Origin of the sequence: Blautia sp. An81 (assembly GCF_002161285.1) — a bacterium.
GTDB lineage: Bacteria > Bacillota > Clostridia > Lachnospirales > Lachnospiraceae > Blautia > Blautia ornithocaccae.
The window spans coordinates 122,670-139,571 of the sequence record NZ_NFHH01000004.1; the positions used below are offsets into that span (position 1 = coordinate 122,670).

A 16,902-nucleotide genomic window follows, 5' to 3' on the forward strand; every position below is an offset into this window, starting at 1 on the left:
TCTTGTAACAAATGGACAGGGGAAAGCAGCAGATAATATCTTGCAGCAGGTCTTGTCGGGCCAGCAGGCACCTCGGCTGTACCATTCAAAGCGAGAGTACGGTTCAAATCCCAGAAATCCAATCTTAACCGTTCAAATATGTTTATTAGTACGGTTCCAACACAAAAAATCAAATCTTAACCGTCCCAATTATAAATAGGTACGGTTCTATAGTCAAAATGTATTTTCCAACCGTAATTTTTTAAATATGAAACGTGTTTTAGCAGAAAGGGGAACTTATATGGCAAATCTTAAAGAGAGCTTACTAAAAGAGCAGAACAGACTGGAGAAAATATTAAGAAAAGCGGAGAAACAGTTGAAAGATGCTCCTCAGGGGACAATGCGTCTGTCCAGCAGTAAGAAACAGGTTCAATATTATCACTGTATGCCGGGAGAAAAGAAAAATGGCAGGTATCTTCCGAAAACAGAAGAGCAACTGATCCAAAGGCTTGATCAGAAATCTTATGATGAAAAGGTGGCAAAACTGGCAGGAAAAAGACTGGCGCAGATCAGAAGAATAACAAAAGATTATGAGGAAGACGAGATTGAAAAGCTGTTTTCAGATGAACATATAGAAAGAAAAAAACTGATCAGCCCCATTGTGCCTACCTGGGAACAGCGGGTAGAAAAGTGGGTATCTGAAGATTACATAGGGAAAGAATTTCAGGAAGGTACGCCTGTGATCCTGACGGAGAAAGGCGAGCGTGTACGTTCTAAGTCCGAAAAAATACTGGCGGACTATTTTTACCGGAACAAGATCGCCTATAAATATGAATGTCCCCTTCATCTGAAAGGATATGGGATGGTTTATCCGGATTTTACATTTTTATCAAGAAAAACAAAACAGGAAATTTATTGGGAGCATGACGGCAGAATGGATGATTCTGTGTATGCCCAAAACGCAGTCCGAAAAATCCTGGCATATGAGGAAAACGGAATATATCCCGGTGAGAGCCTGATTCTTACTTTTGAAACAGAAAAAAACGTATTGAATACAAGAATCATAGAAAGGCTTGTTCACAGATATTTATTATGACCTATGAAGAAGCGAAGGTTGGCGTGCTGACGACCACAATTCAACGAATGACTTGTCGGAATTTCCATCTGTGACATTGTTGTCAGTCAGCGCAGCCACCGCTACGTTTCCTTCTGCTGCCTTGCAGACTGGAAAATTCATTCAGTGTTATGAATTTGAACGTAATCGTGGCAGCATACTGGCATGGAAAATATTTGACATATATCTAATTTTGTCCTATCATATATTTTATGAATATCTAATTGAAAGAATACGCACAAACCTGCAGACTAAAATATACAAAGGGGAAGTTCCTACGGATTTGTGTGTTTTTTATTCTTAATAAATTAGATAAATATAAAACATATTAGAAAGGAATAAAATTATGAAACCAAAACTTTTCCACAGAAATTTTTCTCTTCTCATAGCCGGACAGGCCAGTTCCCTTCTGGGAAACGGGATCCTGGATTTTGCCATGTCCATGTATGTCCTGGAGAAGACCGGATCGGCGGCGGTATACGCAGGGTTTCTCACAGCTTCTATGATCCCCTCCATTTTATTTTCTCCTCTGGGAGGGATCCTGGCGGACCGGGGTAACAAACGGAATATTATGGCTGGCCTGGATTTTCTGGCCGGTCTGGGCGTACTGACAGCAGCGGTATTTATGAGAGAAGAAAACAGTCTTGCCATGATCTGCGGCCTTTTACTTTTTGAATCTGTACTTGGCGCCTTTGAGACCCCTGCAGTCCAGTCCTGTATCCCATTTATGCAGAAAGGAGAAAATCTGGTCAGGGCAAATGCGGTGGTGATCCAGATCAATGCCTTGTCGGCTTTCTTTTCTCCTATACTGGGAAGCCTGGTCTACACGGCTTTTGGTCTGAAACCGGTGCTGTACGCCGGAGTGGTCTGTTTTCTCTTTACCGCATGTTTTGAATGCTTTATAGAGATTCCCGGTCCAAAATATGAAAAACAAGGACGGGAAAATCCTCTGCTGCTGGTGAAAGAAGATTTTCTGGACAGTCTCCGGCTTATAACCAGGGAGCGGCCGGCCATTCTGAAAATGCTGTTGGTGATCAGTGTGGTCACATGTCTGCTCCAGGGGGTAAGCGCAGTGGGATTCCCCTATATTATCCGTAATGTCCTGGGATTGAGTTCTATTTACTATGGGTTCTCGGAAAGCGCTGTGGGCCTGGCAGCCATAGCAGGAGGAATCCTGGCCGGTCTGGCGGCTTCAAAAATCCACGGGGAAAATATTTACCTGATCATAGGCGCCCTGGGATTCTTTCTTATCCCGCCGGGAATTTTATTCCTTCTATCAGGGAATCCTTATATCCGATATGGAACCCTGGTGTTGTTTTCTGTGCTGCTCCAGCTGGCTGCCTGTGGTTTTTCCATTTTTGCCACCTCTCTTATCCAGAGACTGACTCCGGGAAATATGATGGGAAAGGTTTCCGCATATACAAGCGCTTTTACCCAGTGTATCCAGCCCCTGGGGCAGATCCTGTACGGATTTCTTTTTGACAGTTTTTCCGGAGGCGTTGCCTGGATCCTCATCCTTACCGGAACCATTCTGGGAGGCTTTGGACTTGCTGTAAAAGGATTCTTCCGGAAAACGGAAAGAGAATTTGCTGAAAATTAACATTGTACGAGGAATCTATAGAGCAACTAAATATTATCAGAAAAATAGTATAAATTAACTCTGGTTTTTCTTTGAAAAAATGGTAAATTTTAAGTATGGGGCAGAGGAGAGAGAAATAGTTCTCTGTAGCTCTGCACAAATTTCAGGAAGGAGCGTGATACTATGAGCGACCCATTTTCCGGGTTTGAGAAAAAAAGAGATTATCTGATCTGCATCGATTCAGACGGCTGTGCCATTGACAGTATGGATATTAAACACTTCAGGTGTTTTGGTCCCTGCATGGTAAAAGAGTGGGGGCTGGAGGCTTATGAGAAGGAGCTTCTGGAAAGCTGGAATGAGGTAAATCTCTATTCCATGACAAGAGGGATCAACCGTTTTAAAGGACTGGTGAAGGCTCTCACGGAAGTACAGGAAAAATACCAGTCGGTAGAAGGACTGGAAACATTGGTGAAATGGGTGGAAGAATCCGATGAATTGTCCAATCCGGCTTTGGAGAAAGCAGTAGAAGAGACCGGAAATATCTGTCTGAAAAAAGCCCTGGCCTGGTCTCAGGCGGTAAATGCCTCCATTAAAGAGCTGCCAAAGGAAGAGGTAAAGCCTTTTGAAGGTGTGAAGGAAGGTATAGAAATGCTCCATGAGAGTTGCGATATTGCCATTGTATCTTCTGCAAATTATGAGGCGGTTAAGGAAGAATGGACCAGATTCGGATTGATCGATCATGTGGATGTGGTTCTGGCTCAGAATGCAGGCTCAAAGAAGAGCTGTATCGAGAAGCTTCTCACATACGGATATGATAAAAATAAAGTAATGATGACCGGAGATGCGCCGGGAGATATGGATGCAGCAGATAAAAACGGAGTATTTTTCTATCCTATTTTGGTAAAAAAGGAAAAAGAAAGCTGGGCCAATATCGGAGAGGCAAAAGACAGGCTCCAGGCAGGAACTTTTGCAGGAGAATATCAGGATGCATTAAAAGAAAAATTTGTAAAGAATCTTACGAAATAACAGGAATATCAGGAGGAAAGCAAAATGGTGAATTTAAGAGAGAAACCTTATTACCTTAACGACGAGCAGATCCAGTGGGTGGAAGATACCATTGCAGGTATGACCATCGAAGAGAAAATCGGTCAGCTGTTTGTCAACATGGTAGGGAACGCTGAGGAGAGAAAACCGGAGAATATCAAGAAAGTACTGGATACCTATCATCCCGGCGCTATCCGTTATCATAATGCTCCAAAGGAAGAAATCTGGGCTATGGCAGACTGCCTTCAGAAGACTACCAAGATCCCTCTGCTGATCGCTTCCAACTGTGAGGCCGGCGGAAACGGCGGAACCGGCGGGGGAACACCTATTGCCAACGGTGCAGCTATGGCAGCCATTGATTCAGAAGAGGCGGTAACGGAAATGGCCACGATCTCTGCCAGAGAAGCTGCAGCGGTAGGCTGTAACTGGAATTTCGCCCCTATCGTAGACCTGACTTACAACTGGAGAAATACCATTGTCCAGTTAAGAGCTTTTAACGACAATCCTGAGGATGTTATCCGCTATGCAAAAGCCTTCTTCAAAGGAATGAAAACACAGAATATCGCCACCTGTATGAAACACTTCCCGGGAGACGGTACAGAGGAAAATGACCAGCATCTGATCATGGGCGTCAATGAATACGACTGTGATAAGTGGGATGCTACATTTGGAAAAGTATATAAAGAACTGATCGATGCAGGAGTTATGACTATTATGGCCGGCCACATTGCCCTTCCTGCTTATTCCAAGAAACTGCGTCCAGGAATCAAAGATGAGGATATCCGCCCTGCAACACTGGCTCCGGAACTGATTACAGATCTGCTGAAAGGCCAGTTAGGATTTAATGGTCTGGTAGTTACTGACGCTTCCCATATGATCGGTATGTTCGGCGCTACCATTCCGAGAAAAGAGCAGGTTCCCCAGGCGATTGCTGCAGGCTGCGATATGTATCTGTTCTTTAATGACAGAGAAGAAGACTTTGGCTATATGATGGAAGGCTATAGAAACGGAACTATCACAGAGGAACGTCTGAATGATGCCCTTCACAGGATCCTGGGCGTAAAGGCAGCTCTGAACCTCCATATCCTTCAGAAAGAAGGAAAGCTGGTAGCTCCTAAGGAAAATCTGGCCGTAGTAGGCTGCGAAGAGCATCACAAAGCATCCAGAGAGTTCGCAGACAAATATGTAACTCTGGTAAAAGACCGTCTGAACTATCTGCCTATGACCCCGGAAAGATATAAGAGGATCAAACTGATGTACATCGGCTCTGAGGCAGTGGTAATTGCCGGAACCAAGTTTAAATCCAATGATGAAAATATTATCAAAGATATTGTGAGCCAGTTAGAGGAAGCAGGATTCGAGGTTGACGCAGAAGTTCCTTCCGCTAAAGGCAAAATGGAAGACTTCAAGAAGAAATATGATTGTGTGCTGCTGATCCTTAACGTACAGGGATTTGCACAGTTCAATACTATGAGAGTAAAATGGGACGAGCCTACAAAGCAGCCATGGTATATGTCTGAACTGCCGACCTTTGTGGTATCCTTAAGCTATACTAACAATCTTATCGATGTTCCTATGGCAAGATGCTACATTAACTCTTACATGGATCACCATGAAAGCTTTGCAGCCACTCTGGAAAAGATGATGGGCAAGAGCGAATTCAAGGGAAGATATAACGAGAATGTATTCTGCGGAAGATGGGAAACCAGATTCTGAAAAGGAGTTAGATCAAGATTATGAGATTTTATGAATCATTAAATGAGGACTGGAAATTTGCCAAGACTGATCAGGTGCCGGATAAAATGCCCTGTCATGGAAACGACCAGGACTGGGAGTGGGTAGACCTGCCTCATACCTGGAATAACTGGGACGGCCAGGACGGCGGGGGCGACTACTACAAAGGAAAAGGCATCTATTTAAAGACCATTGAAAGACCTGACGTACCTGCAGATTATAAAATCTATCTGGAATTTGAAGGAGTAAATTCTGTCGCAGAGGTTTATCTCAACAACGAAAAAGTCTGCGAACACAAAGGCGGGTATTCTGCCTTTCGTGTAGACGCAACAGAGGCTCTGAAAGAAGGAAAAGCTTATCTGGCTGTAGTGGCGGACAATAAGAACCGGACAGACGTATATCCCCAGATGGCGGACTTTACCTTTTATGGAGGCATTTACCGGAATGTGACCATGATCTGTGTGCCTCAGACCCATTTCTGTCTGGATTATTTCGGATCTGCGGGAGTGGCTTTTGATACCAAACTTCAGAGTGAAGACGCTCTGGTAAATCTTTCTGCCTGGGTAACAGAAGCTCAGGAAAGCGATATGGTGCAGTTTGAGATCATGGATGAAGATGAGTCTGTGGTTGCAGAAGCTTTCGCTCCCGCTGCCTGGGAGACAAAAGCTACTGCCTGCATAGAAAAAGCTCATCTATGGCAGGGAGTAAAGGATCCCTATCTGTATACTGTGACGGCCAGAATTGTACGCCACAATGAAGTCCTTGATCAGGTAGAGGCAAGCCTTGGTGTAAGAGAGTTTTATGTGAATCCGGAAAAAGGATTCTTCCTAAACGGTATTCCAACACCTCTCAGAGGTGTATCCAGACATCAGGACCGTCTGGGACAGGGAAATGCGCTGACCGAAGAAGATCATTTAGAAGACGCTTATATGATCGCAGAGCTGGGAGCCAACACGGTCCGGCTGGCCCACTATCAGCATAACCAGGCATTCTATGATGCCTGCGACGCACTGGGTCTGGTAGTATGGGCGGAGATTCCTTTTATCTCGGTTATGAGCAAAGATCCTAAAGGTCATGACAACTGCCGCCAGCAGATGAAGGAACTGATCTATCAGAACTATAATCATCCCTGTATCTGCTTCTGGGGAATCTCTAATGAGATTACCATCGGCGGAGACCGTCCGGGACTTCAGGAAAATCTGGAAGATCTGAACAAACTGGTGAAAGAGCTGGATTCCACCAGACTGACTACTATGGCACAGGTATCTGCCCTTTCGAAAGAGTCCAGACACAACCAGATCACAGATGTGCTCAGCTATAACCATTATTTTGGCTGGTACGGCGGGGACTATACCCAGAATGAAAAATGGCTGGATGAATTCCATCAGATGTATCCGGACAGACCTCTGGGTATTTCCGAATATGGCTGCGAGGGCATTATCAGCTGGCATACAGACGATCCAAAATGCAAGGACTATACAGAGGAATATCAGGCCGAGTACCATGAACATATGGCAAAAATCATCGATGAGAGACCATATCTTTGGGCTACCCACATCTGGAACATGTTTGACTTCGGCTGCGATGCCAGAGATGAAGGCGGCGTAAAAGGAAGAAACAATAAGGGACTGGTAACTCTGGACAGAAAGGTGAAAAAAGACGCCTACTACATTTATAAGGCATACTGGTCTGAAGAACCCTTCGTTCATATTACCGGAAGAAGATATGCCCTTCGTCCTTATGATCATATGACTGTTAAAGTATATTCCAACCAGAAACAGGTAACCCTGTATGTGAACGGCAAGAACGCAGGCACACAGGAAGGAAATAAGATTTTCCTGTTCGAGAACATTGCTCTGGATCAGGATATCAATGTGATCACTGCCAAAGCAGAGGGCTGCCCTGCAGATACGGTTACCTTCACTAAAGTATCTCAGCCATATGCCGGATACGTAAGACCGGTAGATGAAGAAGATGAGGGCGCTGGAGTGAAGAACTGGTTTGAAGGAGTGGACGAAAACGGAGAACTTCCGGAAATGACCTTTAACGAGGGTTACTACAGTGTCCGTGATTTTGTCAGTGAGATCCTGACAAATGAAGAAGCCGCAGAAATCCTGGTAAGCGCCATTAATACCTACGGAACGATGAAGACAAAACGATCCATGCTGGGAATCCTGTCGGGCGTACCGGTAGAGGATCTGGCGGAGATGTATGCCAGTGACAAAGAAAAGAGAGAACGGCTTCTCAGACTTGCAAATGCAGAACTTCAGAAGGTAAAGAAATAGTTAACAGAGAAAAAAGCCCCTCTGCCTTCAGGTTTTTTCTGAAAGGCAGGGGGACTTTTTTCCTTTAAAGAAATGATTTACTCTAAAGGAATAATCCAGTTTTCCGCATCTACGATAACTTCCATATCTACCAGCTCTGTAATATCCCAAAGGGCCTTATTTTCATCAGCGACCATATAACAGTAGTTGCCATCTTCAGGAATGTCCACCTTGATATCCTCTCCCTGATAATCCAGGATTTTCCAGATTTCACGTTCCCATGTATCTATATCATATCATGGAAAACAGAAAAAAAGAAGAGACAGTCTCACAGAAATTCCGGGCTTTCTATATGCCGGATTTCTGTGGGAGCGTCTCTTCTCTCTTATTTGACACCGAAATCTGCTAACTGGCGCATAGCGCTTTTTCTGCCGGTGAAGTGTACGGCGTGGAGCCCCTGGGCTCTGGCCTCTGCCACATTGTCCAGAAGGTCATCGATAAAGACTGCCTTAGAAGGCTCAATATCAAAATCTTTTATCAGCTTCTGATAGATCTTTGGATCAGGCTTTAAGCAGTGGATCTGCCAGGACATATAGCCTCCATCCATAAAATCCAGGAACTTCATTTCTTTCTGACACCGGTCAAAGAGGGGCTTTGAGAAGTTAGACAGGATATAAAGCTTATATCCCCGCTTTTTAAAATATGTCAGCCAGCTCTTTGTGTAAGAATAAACACGAATGGTCTCTCCCATCCGTTCAAATGTCTCTCGGATCTGTTTTTCATGAGCAGGATCATTATTTATGAAAGCCTGCAAAAGCTCTTCTTCTGAAAGGATTCCCCGGTCACCCTCTGTCCAGGTGTTACTGAGAAATACAGCTTTTGCCACAGCCTGGGCTGTTTCTTCATCATATTTCAGATCCCGCAGTAATTTCTTCCAGTCATAGCGGACAAGAACTTTGCCAATGTCAAAGATCAGCGTATCGATTTCGGAAGTTTCCGCCAGGATCTTTGGAATCACTTCATCTTCCGGACGGGTCCACTTGTATACCAGAAGTATAGCGTAGATCAACACTGGTATGATCACCGTTCCGAAGAGAGAAGCCATCAGCATATTGCCTGCAGCAGAATTATCCGTCAGGGCAAAGATCAATGTAAGGACATACATGCCTGCCAGAAGGATAACTCCTATGAGTGCAAGAAGTCGTTTCAGGTTCTTCACTTCTTAATCTCCCTTGTCTAGAATATCTATTATTATAATAATTTTTGAGGTATCCGTCAATGTATAAACAACTTGGCCGCAGATTTTGGGGATATACTTATCAGGAAATGGAAAAAGACCTGGAAATATTCGCCAGGGCTTTTCCGGAAACTATGAAGTTGAAAACTCTGGGAAAAACGGCAGATAAAAGGGAAATTTACTGCTTTATACTGGGACGGGCGGACGCCGGGGAAAAGATTTTCTTATTCGGCGCTATTCACGGAAGAGAATACATGACCAGCCAGCTTCTTATGGAACAGACTGCCGAATTTCTCACAAAACTGTACCGGGAAGAAACTTATAAGGGCCATTCCTATAAAGAACTGCTAAGGGGGAAGGCTGTCTATGTGGTGCCCATGGCCAACCCCGACGGGGTTACCATCAGCCAGCAGGGCCCCAGAGGGATTAGAGATCCCGAACTTCAGAAACAGGTATGGAAGATCGGGGAGAGAGAAGGGGGGAGAATGCCCTGCGGCCCCTATTACAGAAAGTGGAAGGCCAATGCCCGGGGCGTGGATCTGAACCGGAATTTTCAGGCTTTCTGGGAAGAATACCATGATCTGAAGGGACAGCCCTCCAGGGAAGGATACAAAGGTCAGGCCCCGGAGGATCAGGAAGAGTCTAAAGCACTGGCAGAGCTTACCAGGCAGGAAAAGTTTCAAAGGACAGTCAGCTATCATTCCTCTGGAGAAGTCATTTACTGGGATTTCGGACAAAAAGGAGAATTCCGGAGAATATGCCGCAACTTTGGAGAGCGGATACAGCGGATCACAGGATACGGCCTGCCGGAAGGCTGGGATTACCTGGACCCGGCAGGCTACAAGGACTGGGCCGTAAAAGAAAGGAAGATCCCCAGCCTCACCATTGAAATAGGAAAAGCAGAGTCTCCCCTGCCCCCTTCCGCCTTCCGGGAGATCCTCAGAAGGAACCGGGGCGTCTGGGAGGAGACTCTGCTGTCCCTGTAAAAAGAGTTTTAATGGTTTCTGCTATGTACGAAGGCTGCTGCGGTAAAGGTATCTTACTGCCGTACTCCCTTACCGTGACAGCCTTGTTAAAAGGGGAGGATAAAGTATTTCTACTTTTTCTTTGGTCGTCTGCGGAAAGCGTCACCTCTTTGTGCCATCCCTCCGTGGACTATTTCTAGTATTGCCGGGAGAGAAAAATCTATACATATTTCAGAAAAATTTTGTGGACTGTTATAAAAATAGCGATTTTGCAGGAAAAACGGAATTTAAAAATAGCGATTCTGTAGGAAAACGCCTTGATAAAAATAGCGATTTTGGGTAATGGCAGAGTTCCTTTTCTAATTATCAGAAGTTACATAAAATAAGATCTTGGTAATATACTCACTTTCGTCATAAGAGGTAATATAGTCATTAATACAGAATTCGTAGGAATCTGAGCAGATCTTCAGGTTATGGCTCCGGCAGTACTCCAGGATCTTTTCATAGGAGCGTCCAATAGACAGATAATCTCCCACATGATAGATCCCTGCGCATTTCCCCGCGGGAAGCTTACGGATATTTTCGGCTTTGTCGGTTTTCTCTATGGGAAGAAAAGCGTGGGAAGCCTCTGTATAACGACCTTCCAGGATACGCTCCAAAGGGACGACTACCCCGCATTGAAAAAATACAGGAAGCTGTTTCTGAAAAGAATCGGAAAAGCACTGTTTGGTGGCAATGCTGATCTCCCGGAGAGTGTAAGGCTCTTCTACAGACTGGACCAGGATGTATTGGGAGCTGATATCTTCCAGAAACACAGAGCTTTCTTTTCCCCGGAGCCCCCTGGTTTCTTCCATCTGCTGGCAGCGGTTCACCAGACGGCTCCGGATCATGAACAGTTCCTGGATCCGGCTGTCAATGACAGAGAGCTGGTTTTTCATGGCAGCCAGACTGCTGTCAATGGTGTAGTGCTGCATATGCTCTTTGATTTCGCTGAGAGAAAAACCGATTTTCTTCATAATGAGAATGGTATCCAGGTAGTCAAGCTGTTTGGCGCTGTAGTACCGGTAGCCGTTGTTGGGATCCACATAATCGGGACAGAACAGGCCGATCTTGTCATAGAAGATCAGGGTCTGCTTTGAAATTTTCTGATATCTGGCTACTTCGCCGATGGAAAATAAATTCTCCATGCTGCCTCCTTTGAACAAAATAATCCAGGATGGAAACACTGACTGTGCAAAATTTATCCAGGATCTCTTGACATTATAGTTACTATATCCTTTATTATAAAGTTCCAGAAGAGAAAACACAAGGAGGCGTTTTTGTGAAGACAAACTGGTTGTTGACTATAAGAAATAAGCTCACAGAGGGACTCACCTGGAAAAAAATCCTTTTGATCATACTTGGGGCAGGAATCTGTACCTTTGGCATACACAATATCCACCAGCGCACGGGGATCACAGAAGGCGGGGTTATCGGTATGATGCTCCTGGTAGAACGGTGGCTGGGGATCTCCCCTTCGGCTATCACTTCGGTTCTGGATATTTCCTGTTATCTGCTGGCTTTTAAATATCTGGGAGGACAGTTTATCAAGATTTCCATGATCTCTACGTTAAGTGTATCCCTGTTCTATAAATTCTGGGAGTTGTTTCCTCCTATGCTGCCGGATCTGTCCGAATATCCCCTGGCGGCGGCTGTGGCAGGAGGACTTTTCGTGGGGATCGGCGTAGGGATCATTGTCCGTCAGGGAGGCTCCAGCGGCGGTGACGACGCCCTGGCCCTGACCATATCCAGAGTGACCCGCTGGCGGCTGTCCCGGTCCTATCTTTTTACAGACCTGGTAGTCCTGGGACTTTCCCTGACTTATATTCCGGTTTTACGGATTGCTTTTTCACTGATTACAGTTACGATCTCTTCTTTCCTTATCGATCTGGTACAGAACTTCGGGAAGAACAAGGTATCCGAAACATCCAAGGTCCAGGCTCAGGGAGAGTAGAACAGAAATTTATCCTTAAAAATATCTTGCCTTTTCCATGAGAACTCCCATAATAGTAGTTGGAGGAAAAGGAGATTATGAACAAGATTCTGATTTTAGAAGATGACAGAAAATTAAATGACGGGATCCGGCTGGCTCTTAGAAGGGAAGACTGTACTTTTCTCCAGTGCCAGACCATAGAAGAGGCCCGGGAACTGCTGAAGAAAGAAAAAGTCCGGCTGATTCTTCTGGATCTGAACCTTCCGGACGGAAACGGACTGGATTTTCTTCAGGAGATCCGGGCAAAGAGCGCCGTGCCGGTGATCATCATTACCGCCAATAACATGGAAACGGATATTGTTATGGGGCTGGAGCTGGGGGCCAATGACTATATTACCAAGCCTTTCAGCCTGATGGTTTTAAGAGCCAGGGCAGGAGTACAGTTAAGACAGCAGGATATGTCCGGGCAGACCCTGTATCAGGAAGGCCCTTTTTCCTTTGATTTTCAGCGGCTGGTCTTTCAGGTAAGAGGCAGGGAAGTAGAGTTCAGCAAGACAGAACAGCGGCTTCTGAGAAAATTGCTGGAGAACAAAGGCGCTACTTTAAAGAGGACCTATCTTATTGATGAAGTATGGAGCGGAGATACAGAATTTGTAGATGAACATGCCCTGACAGTGGCTATCAAGCGGCTGAGGGACAAGATCGAGGAAGACAGTAAAAATCCCAGATACATCAAAACGGTATACGGGATCGGATATACCTGGGCGGCACAGTGATATGGAAATGATAATATTTGGAACAGGAATGCTTGTTTTGGCAGCAGGGGTCTGCCTTTATGGAAGACAGAAAGAGCGGCGGCTTCTGGAACGGCTGGAGTCTATGCTGGAAAAGGCCAGGAGCGGAAGCTTCCGCCAGGAAGAGATCGACGAGACTATGGTATCCTCTGTGGAAAATTCCATGGCCCGTTTTCTGGAGGACAGCAGACTGGCAGAAGAAAACATGAATCAGCGCAAAGAGCGAGTACAGACTATGATATCGGATATATCTCATCAGACGGCTATACCTATTTCCAATATCCTGGTATACAGCCAGCTTCTGGAAGAGGACTGTACAGATCCTCAGATGAGAGAATACGGGACGGTGATCCGCCAGCAGGGAGAAAAGCTTCAGTTTCTCCTGGATTCCCTGGTGAAGATATCCAGGCTGGAAAACGGGATCATACAGACAGTCCCTCAAAAGGGGGAGCTGGGTGAACTGGCCTGCCAGGTAAAAAGCCTTATGGAACAGAAAGCCGGAGAGAAACAGATATCCCTTGAGGTAAAGCCAGGGAAAGAGAAAGTCTATGCCTGGTTTGACCGGAAGTGGACCAGGGAAGCCCTGATGAATCTGGTGGATAACGCAGTGAAATATACGCCGTCTGGTGGAAAAGTTACCCTGGAAGTGGTTTCTTACAGCCTGTTTTCCAGGATCGACGTCCGGGATACGGGGATCGGAATAGAAGAGGAAGAACTGCCGGAGATCTTTCAAAGGTTTTACCGGAGCCGGGACGTCCTTTCAGAGGAAGGGGTAGGACTGGGCCTGTATCTGGCAAGAGAAATTGTCAGAAGCCAGGGAGGATATATCAAGGTTTCTTCAAAGAAAGGGGAGGGAAGTGTCTTTTCCGTATTTCTTCCCAGTGAAAAAAGAGAAAATGTCTCCAGACTGTGATATTTCAGAAACGGTCTGGAGATTTCTTTCTGCTATCCTGTCCTTAAAGAAATCCGGGCCTTTGAGTTTGAACAGGATACCGGGGAAAAGGAGGCATTATGAAAATACTGGAAGTAAAAGATCTGAGAAAAATATACGGAAAGGGAGAGACTCTGGTGAAAGCCCTGGACGGGGTCAGCTTCTCTGTGGAGAAAGGAGAATTTCTGGCAGTGGTGGGAACCAGCGGCAGCGGAAAGTCCACCCTTCTCCATATGATGGGAGGGCTGGATATTCCTACCGGCGGAAAGGTACTGATTGATGGAAAAGACCTGTCTTCCATGAAGGAGGAAGAGCTGACTATCTTTCGGAGGAGGAATATTGGCTTTGTATTCCAGAGCTATAATCTGGTCCCTATGCTGAACGTTATGGAGAATATCACCCTGCCCCTGGGGCTGGACGGCAAAAAGCCGGACAGGGAGTATCTGGAAAATGTGATCCGCATGCTGGGCCTGGAAAAGAAGAAAAACAGTCTTCCCAGCCAGCTTTCCGGAGGGCAGCAGCAGAGGGTGGCCATTGCCAGGGCTCTGTCGGCAAAGCCGGCCATTTTGCTGGCTGACGAGCCCACAGGGAACCTGGACAGCCGGACCAGCCAGGATGTGCTGAGTCTGCTGCGGATCACCTGCCAGCAGTTTCACCAGACCATGGTGATGATCACTCATAATGAAGAGATCGCTCAGACAGCGGACCGGATCTTGCGCATTGAAGACGGAAAACTGGTGAAGGGAAGTGATGACTATGGTATTGGTGAATAGCAGAAAGACCATCTGGCTTCTGACCAGGCGTTTTCTGAAGATTAACCGGGGGAGAAATATCATAGCGGTCCTGGCAGTGATTATGACTGCAGTAATGTTTACCGCTTCTTTTACGGCGGCAGTTTCTGCGCTCCGCTCCACTATGAATCAGGAGATGCGGACCAGTATGGATTCCAGCCAGATTTCTGTTCAGGACCTTACAGAAGAACAGTTTCGCCAGATCAGCCAGTATGACAAGATCAAAGAGATGGGCTACACGATTTTTCTGTCGGTGGCGGAAAATGAAGAGCTGCAGACCATCTCCACAGAAATCCGTTATGCAGATGAAAACGGGGCCAGGAGTTATCAGTGCCTTCCTACCCAAGGAACACTCCCCCAGGGGGAGAAGGAGGCGGCTGTCAGCACTATTGTTCTGGATCTGCTGGGTGTACCTCATGAGATCGGCAGTACCGTGACTCTTACCTATAGTGCTTCGGGAAAACAGATTACAGAGGATTTCCGGCTCAGCGGTTTCTGGGAAGGAGATCCCCTGCCAAGGGGCCAGATGGTGTGGATTTCCAGAGATTACTGTCTGGCCCATATGAAAACCGCCACAGAGGAGTCCATTGCAATGGGAGATTTTGAGGGGGACTATAATCTGAGCCTGTGGTTTGACAATATCTTTAAGCTGAACCAGTATAAGGAAGAGATTGAGGAACTTTATCATGTGTCCGATACTCCCGCCAGGATGGATATTCCCCCGGCTTATGACAGGCTTTTCGGAGAAGACGGTTTTCCTTTTGCCACGGTAGGGGCAGTGGTTTTTCTGGTCTTTCTGTCCGGTTATCTGATCATTTATAACGTGTTTCAGATCTCGGTAAAAAACGATATCCGGGCCTATGGGCTTCTGAAGAATATCGGGACTACGGGAAGGCAGTTAAAGGGGATTGTTCGAAGGCAGGCACTGCTCCTGTCCGGAATAGGGATTCCCATTGGCCTGCTCCTTGGGTGGCTGGCCGGCAGGGCCATGGTGCCTTATCTTCTGGAATCGGATCTGGGGGCAGAATCCCCGGAAGTTCTGGTCAGCACCAGTCCCTGGATCTTTCTGACTGCCGTTCTTTTCTCCCTGGCTACGGTCTATATTGCCTGTATGCGTCCCTGCCATATTGTAGCGAAAGTGTCTCCTGTGGAAGCGGTGCGGATGACGGAAGGGTCTGCCCGGAACCGGGAGAGAAAAGGCCATAAGGTCACTCCGGGGATCATGGCCCTGGAAAATATGAAAAGGACCTGGAAGAAATCTGTACTGGTGGTGTTCTCCCTGACCCTTCCCATCTTCCTTCTGAACTGTATCTATACAATACAGAAAGGGTTTGATTTTGACATTTATATAGATACTTATATTTCTTCGGACTTTAAAATCACAGGATCCGGAACTATGGCTCAGTATGCCGATCTGAATGCACTGACTCCCGAGATATTGGGGGATATCCGGAGTCAGGAAGGCATAGAAAGCCTGGCCTGTGTCTATGACACAGAGGAACTCCATCTCCTGAGCGAGAAAGAGTATAAGATTCTGGAAAATATGATGGATCTTGCAGAAAAAGAAGAAATTTACGACAGTACTTGGGCCCAGGAAGAGAGAAAGCGCCTGGAAAGCAGACAGATACCTTCCCATGTACTGGGAATCAACCAGGCGGCCTTTGAGAAAATGGAATTTCTGGACAGCTCCTGTACCTGGCAGGAATTTACACAGGGAGACTATGTGATCGTTTCCGCCAGTACCGATGGCTTTGGGGGATATTCAGAACCGGGGGACAGGATCGCCCTTGAGATCGAAGGACAGAAGAGAGAGTTCCAGGTCCTGGGGGTGGGGGCCGTGCCTTATGATCTGGAGTATCCTTTTGGAGCAGGTACTTATTATGATGTTTCTTTTTACCTTCCGGAAGAGACTTATCTTCAGATGGGAGGAAATCCGGGGGCTATGACTGTGGGGATCGAGGCAGAGGAAGGAGAGGAGAAAGCACTGGGAAAATGGCTGGAAGACTATCTGACTGATAAGCCTCAGCTTCTCATGGACTCCCGCATGGAACTGGAGCAGCAGTGCAGCCAGTTTGCCGGAAAATATATGTTGATCCTGGGTCTTTTGTGCGGGGTGCTGTTTGTGATCGGCGTACTGAACTTTTTCAATACTTCGGCGGTGTCTGTGATCAGCAGGAAAAAGGAGCTGTCTTTGCTGGAAGCGGTAGGAATGACCAGAAAGCAGGTTCTGAGAATGCTGTGTACCGAAGGAGGGATCTATTTCCTGGCAGCCCTTGGGCTGGCGGATACGGCAGGGATACCTCTTATGCGAGCAGTGATCGCAAAGACCGCAGGCAGGAGTTTCTTCTTTACTTATCACCCTTCCATAGCGGTCAGCCTTCTGGCCATTCCCATTCTGGCCCTCATAGCCTGGGGAGTTCCCAGATATCATTACCGGAAAATGTGCCGGGAGACTGTTGTGGAGCGGATCAGGGAAGAGTAGGTCCTGTAGTTTTCCG

14 protein-coding genes are annotated in these 16,902 nt (G+C 46.4%); 11 read left to right on the plus strand and 3 right to left on the minus strand.

Going from position 1 to position 16,902, the window contains the following annotated elements; genetic code table 11:
* Positions 1 to 280: 280 nt before the first annotated feature.
* The 5 genes from B5G33_RS05455 to B5G33_RS05475 all read left to right on the plus strand — a co-directional run bounded on the left by B5G33_RS05455 (position 281) and on the right by B5G33_RS05475 (position 7,735).
* Complete coding sequence (locus tag B5G33_RS05455; protein WP_087416962.1) at positions 281 to 1,075, plus strand: hypothetical protein; 795 nt, start codon at positions 281 to 283, stop codon at positions 1,073 to 1,075.
* A gap of 364 nt (positions 1,076 to 1,439) precedes the next feature.
* The gene (locus B5G33_RS05460; protein ID WP_087416963.1) at positions 1,440 to 2,693 is read left to right on the plus strand and encodes an MFS transporter; all 1,254 of its coding nucleotides are present in this window, start codon (positions 1,440 to 1,442) and stop codon (positions 2,691 to 2,693) included.
* Between the two features lie 162 nt (positions 2,694 to 2,855).
* Positions 2,856 to 3,698 (plus strand): HAD hydrolase-like protein, encoded by an 843-nt coding sequence (locus tag B5G33_RS05465; protein WP_087416964.1) that lies wholly within the window; start codon positions 2,856 to 2,858, stop codon positions 3,696 to 3,698.
* 24 nt (positions 3,699 to 3,722) lie between these two features.
* Complete coding sequence (locus B5G33_RS05470) at positions 3,723 to 5,432, plus strand: glycoside hydrolase family 3 protein (protein WP_087416965.1); 1,710 nt, start codon at positions 3,723 to 3,725, stop codon at positions 5,430 to 5,432.
* Positions 5,433 to 5,452: 20 nt separating this feature from the next.
* A complete protein-coding gene (locus tag B5G33_RS05475) occupies positions 5,453 to 7,735 on the plus strand; it encodes a glycoside hydrolase family 2 protein (protein ID WP_087416966.1) in 2,283 nt (760 codons plus the stop codon).
* A 77-nt stretch (positions 7,736 to 7,812) separates the two neighbouring features.
* On the opposite strand, the gene B5G33_RS22195 is transcribed toward B5G33_RS05475, so the two are convergent.
* The gene (locus B5G33_RS22195; RefSeq protein WP_275532786.1) at positions 7,813 to 7,944 is read right to left on the minus strand and encodes a hypothetical protein; all 132 of its coding nucleotides are present in this window, start codon (positions 7,942 to 7,944) and stop codon (positions 7,813 to 7,815) included.
* Between the two features lie 155 nt (positions 7,945 to 8,099).
* Positions 8,100 to 8,933 (minus strand): HAD family hydrolase, encoded by an 834-nt coding sequence (locus tag B5G33_RS05480; RefSeq protein ID WP_087274962.1) that lies wholly within the window; start codon positions 8,931 to 8,933, stop codon positions 8,100 to 8,102.
* A 59-nt stretch (positions 8,934 to 8,992) separates the two neighbouring features.
* On the opposite strand from B5G33_RS05480, the gene B5G33_RS05485 reads away from it, so the two are divergent.
* Positions 8,993 to 9,937: a M14 family zinc carboxypeptidase gene (locus B5G33_RS05485; protein WP_087416967.1), complete on the plus strand. Its 945-nt coding sequence runs from the start codon at positions 8,993 to 8,995 to the stop codon at positions 9,935 to 9,937.
* A 338-nt stretch (positions 9,938 to 10,275) separates the two neighbouring features.
* On the opposite strand, the gene B5G33_RS05490 is transcribed toward B5G33_RS05485, so the two are convergent.
* The gene (locus tag B5G33_RS05490; protein ID WP_087416968.1) at positions 10,276 to 11,103 is read right to left on the minus strand and encodes a MerR family transcriptional regulator; all 828 of its coding nucleotides are present in this window, start codon (positions 11,101 to 11,103) and stop codon (positions 10,276 to 10,278) included.
* A 134-nt stretch (positions 11,104 to 11,237) separates the two neighbouring features.
* Here B5G33_RS05490 and B5G33_RS05495 point away from each other — a divergent pair, with 134 nt between their 5' ends.
* From B5G33_RS05495 to B5G33_RS05515, 5 genes are all read left to right on the plus strand, one after another.
* Complete coding sequence (locus B5G33_RS05495) at positions 11,238 to 11,909, plus strand: YitT family protein (RefSeq protein WP_242974515.1); 672 nt, start codon at positions 11,238 to 11,240, stop codon at positions 11,907 to 11,909.
* Between the two features lie 74 nt (positions 11,910 to 11,983).
* On the plus strand, positions 11,984 to 12,664 hold the full coding sequence (locus tag B5G33_RS05500) for a response regulator transcription factor (RefSeq protein ID WP_087417028.1): 681 nt from the start codon (positions 11,984 to 11,986) through the stop codon (positions 12,662 to 12,664).
* 1 nt (position 12,665) lies between these two features.
* On the plus strand, positions 12,666 to 13,595 hold the full coding sequence (locus B5G33_RS05505) for a sensor histidine kinase (protein WP_087416969.1): 930 nt from the start codon (positions 12,666 to 12,668) through the stop codon (positions 13,593 to 13,595).
* Between the two features lie 98 nt (positions 13,596 to 13,693).
* A complete protein-coding gene (locus B5G33_RS05510) occupies positions 13,694 to 14,386 on the plus strand; it encodes an ABC transporter ATP-binding protein (RefSeq protein ID WP_087416970.1) in 693 nt (230 codons plus the stop codon).
* A complete protein-coding gene (locus B5G33_RS05515) occupies positions 14,370 to 16,886 on the plus strand; it encodes an ABC transporter permease (protein WP_158229581.1) in 2,517 nt (838 codons plus the stop codon). The genes B5G33_RS05510 and B5G33_RS05515 overlap by 17 nt, the downstream gene beginning before the upstream one ends.
* Positions 16,887 to 16,902 lie beyond the last annotated feature (16 nt).

Coding starts and splice junctions, on each gene's coding strand:
- B5G33_RS05455 (WP_087416962.1), top strand. CDS start 281: ATGGCAAATCTTAAAGAGAGCTTACTAAAAGAGCAGAACAGACTGGAG.
- B5G33_RS05460 (WP_087416963.1), top strand. CDS start 1,440: ATGAAACCAAAACTTTTCCACAGAAATTTTTCTCTTCTCATAGCCGGA.
- B5G33_RS05465 (WP_087416964.1), top strand. CDS start 2,856: ATGAGCGACCCATTTTCCGGGTTTGAGAAAAAAAGAGATTATCTGATC.
- B5G33_RS05470 (WP_087416965.1), top strand. CDS start 3,723: ATGGTGAATTTAAGAGAGAAACCTTATTACCTTAACGACGAGCAGATC.
- B5G33_RS05475 (WP_087416966.1), top strand. CDS start 5,453: ATGAGATTTTATGAATCATTAAATGAGGACTGGAAATTTGCCAAGACT.
- B5G33_RS05485 (WP_087416967.1), top strand. CDS start 8,993: ATGTATAAACAACTTGGCCGCAGATTTTGGGGATATACTTATCAGGAA.
- B5G33_RS05490 (WP_087416968.1), bottom strand. CDS start 11,103: ATGGAGAATTTATTTTCCATCGGCGAAGTAGCCAGATATCAGAAAATT.
- B5G33_RS05505 (WP_087416969.1), top strand. CDS start 12,666: ATGGAAATGATAATATTTGGAACAGGAATGCTTGTTTTGGCAGCAGGG.
- B5G33_RS05510 (WP_087416970.1), top strand. CDS start 13,694: ATGAAAATACTGGAAGTAAAAGATCTGAGAAAAATATACGGAAAGGGA.
- B5G33_RS05515 (WP_158229581.1), top strand. CDS start 14,370: ATGGTATTGGTGAATAGCAGAAAGACCATCTGGCTTCTGACCAGGCGT.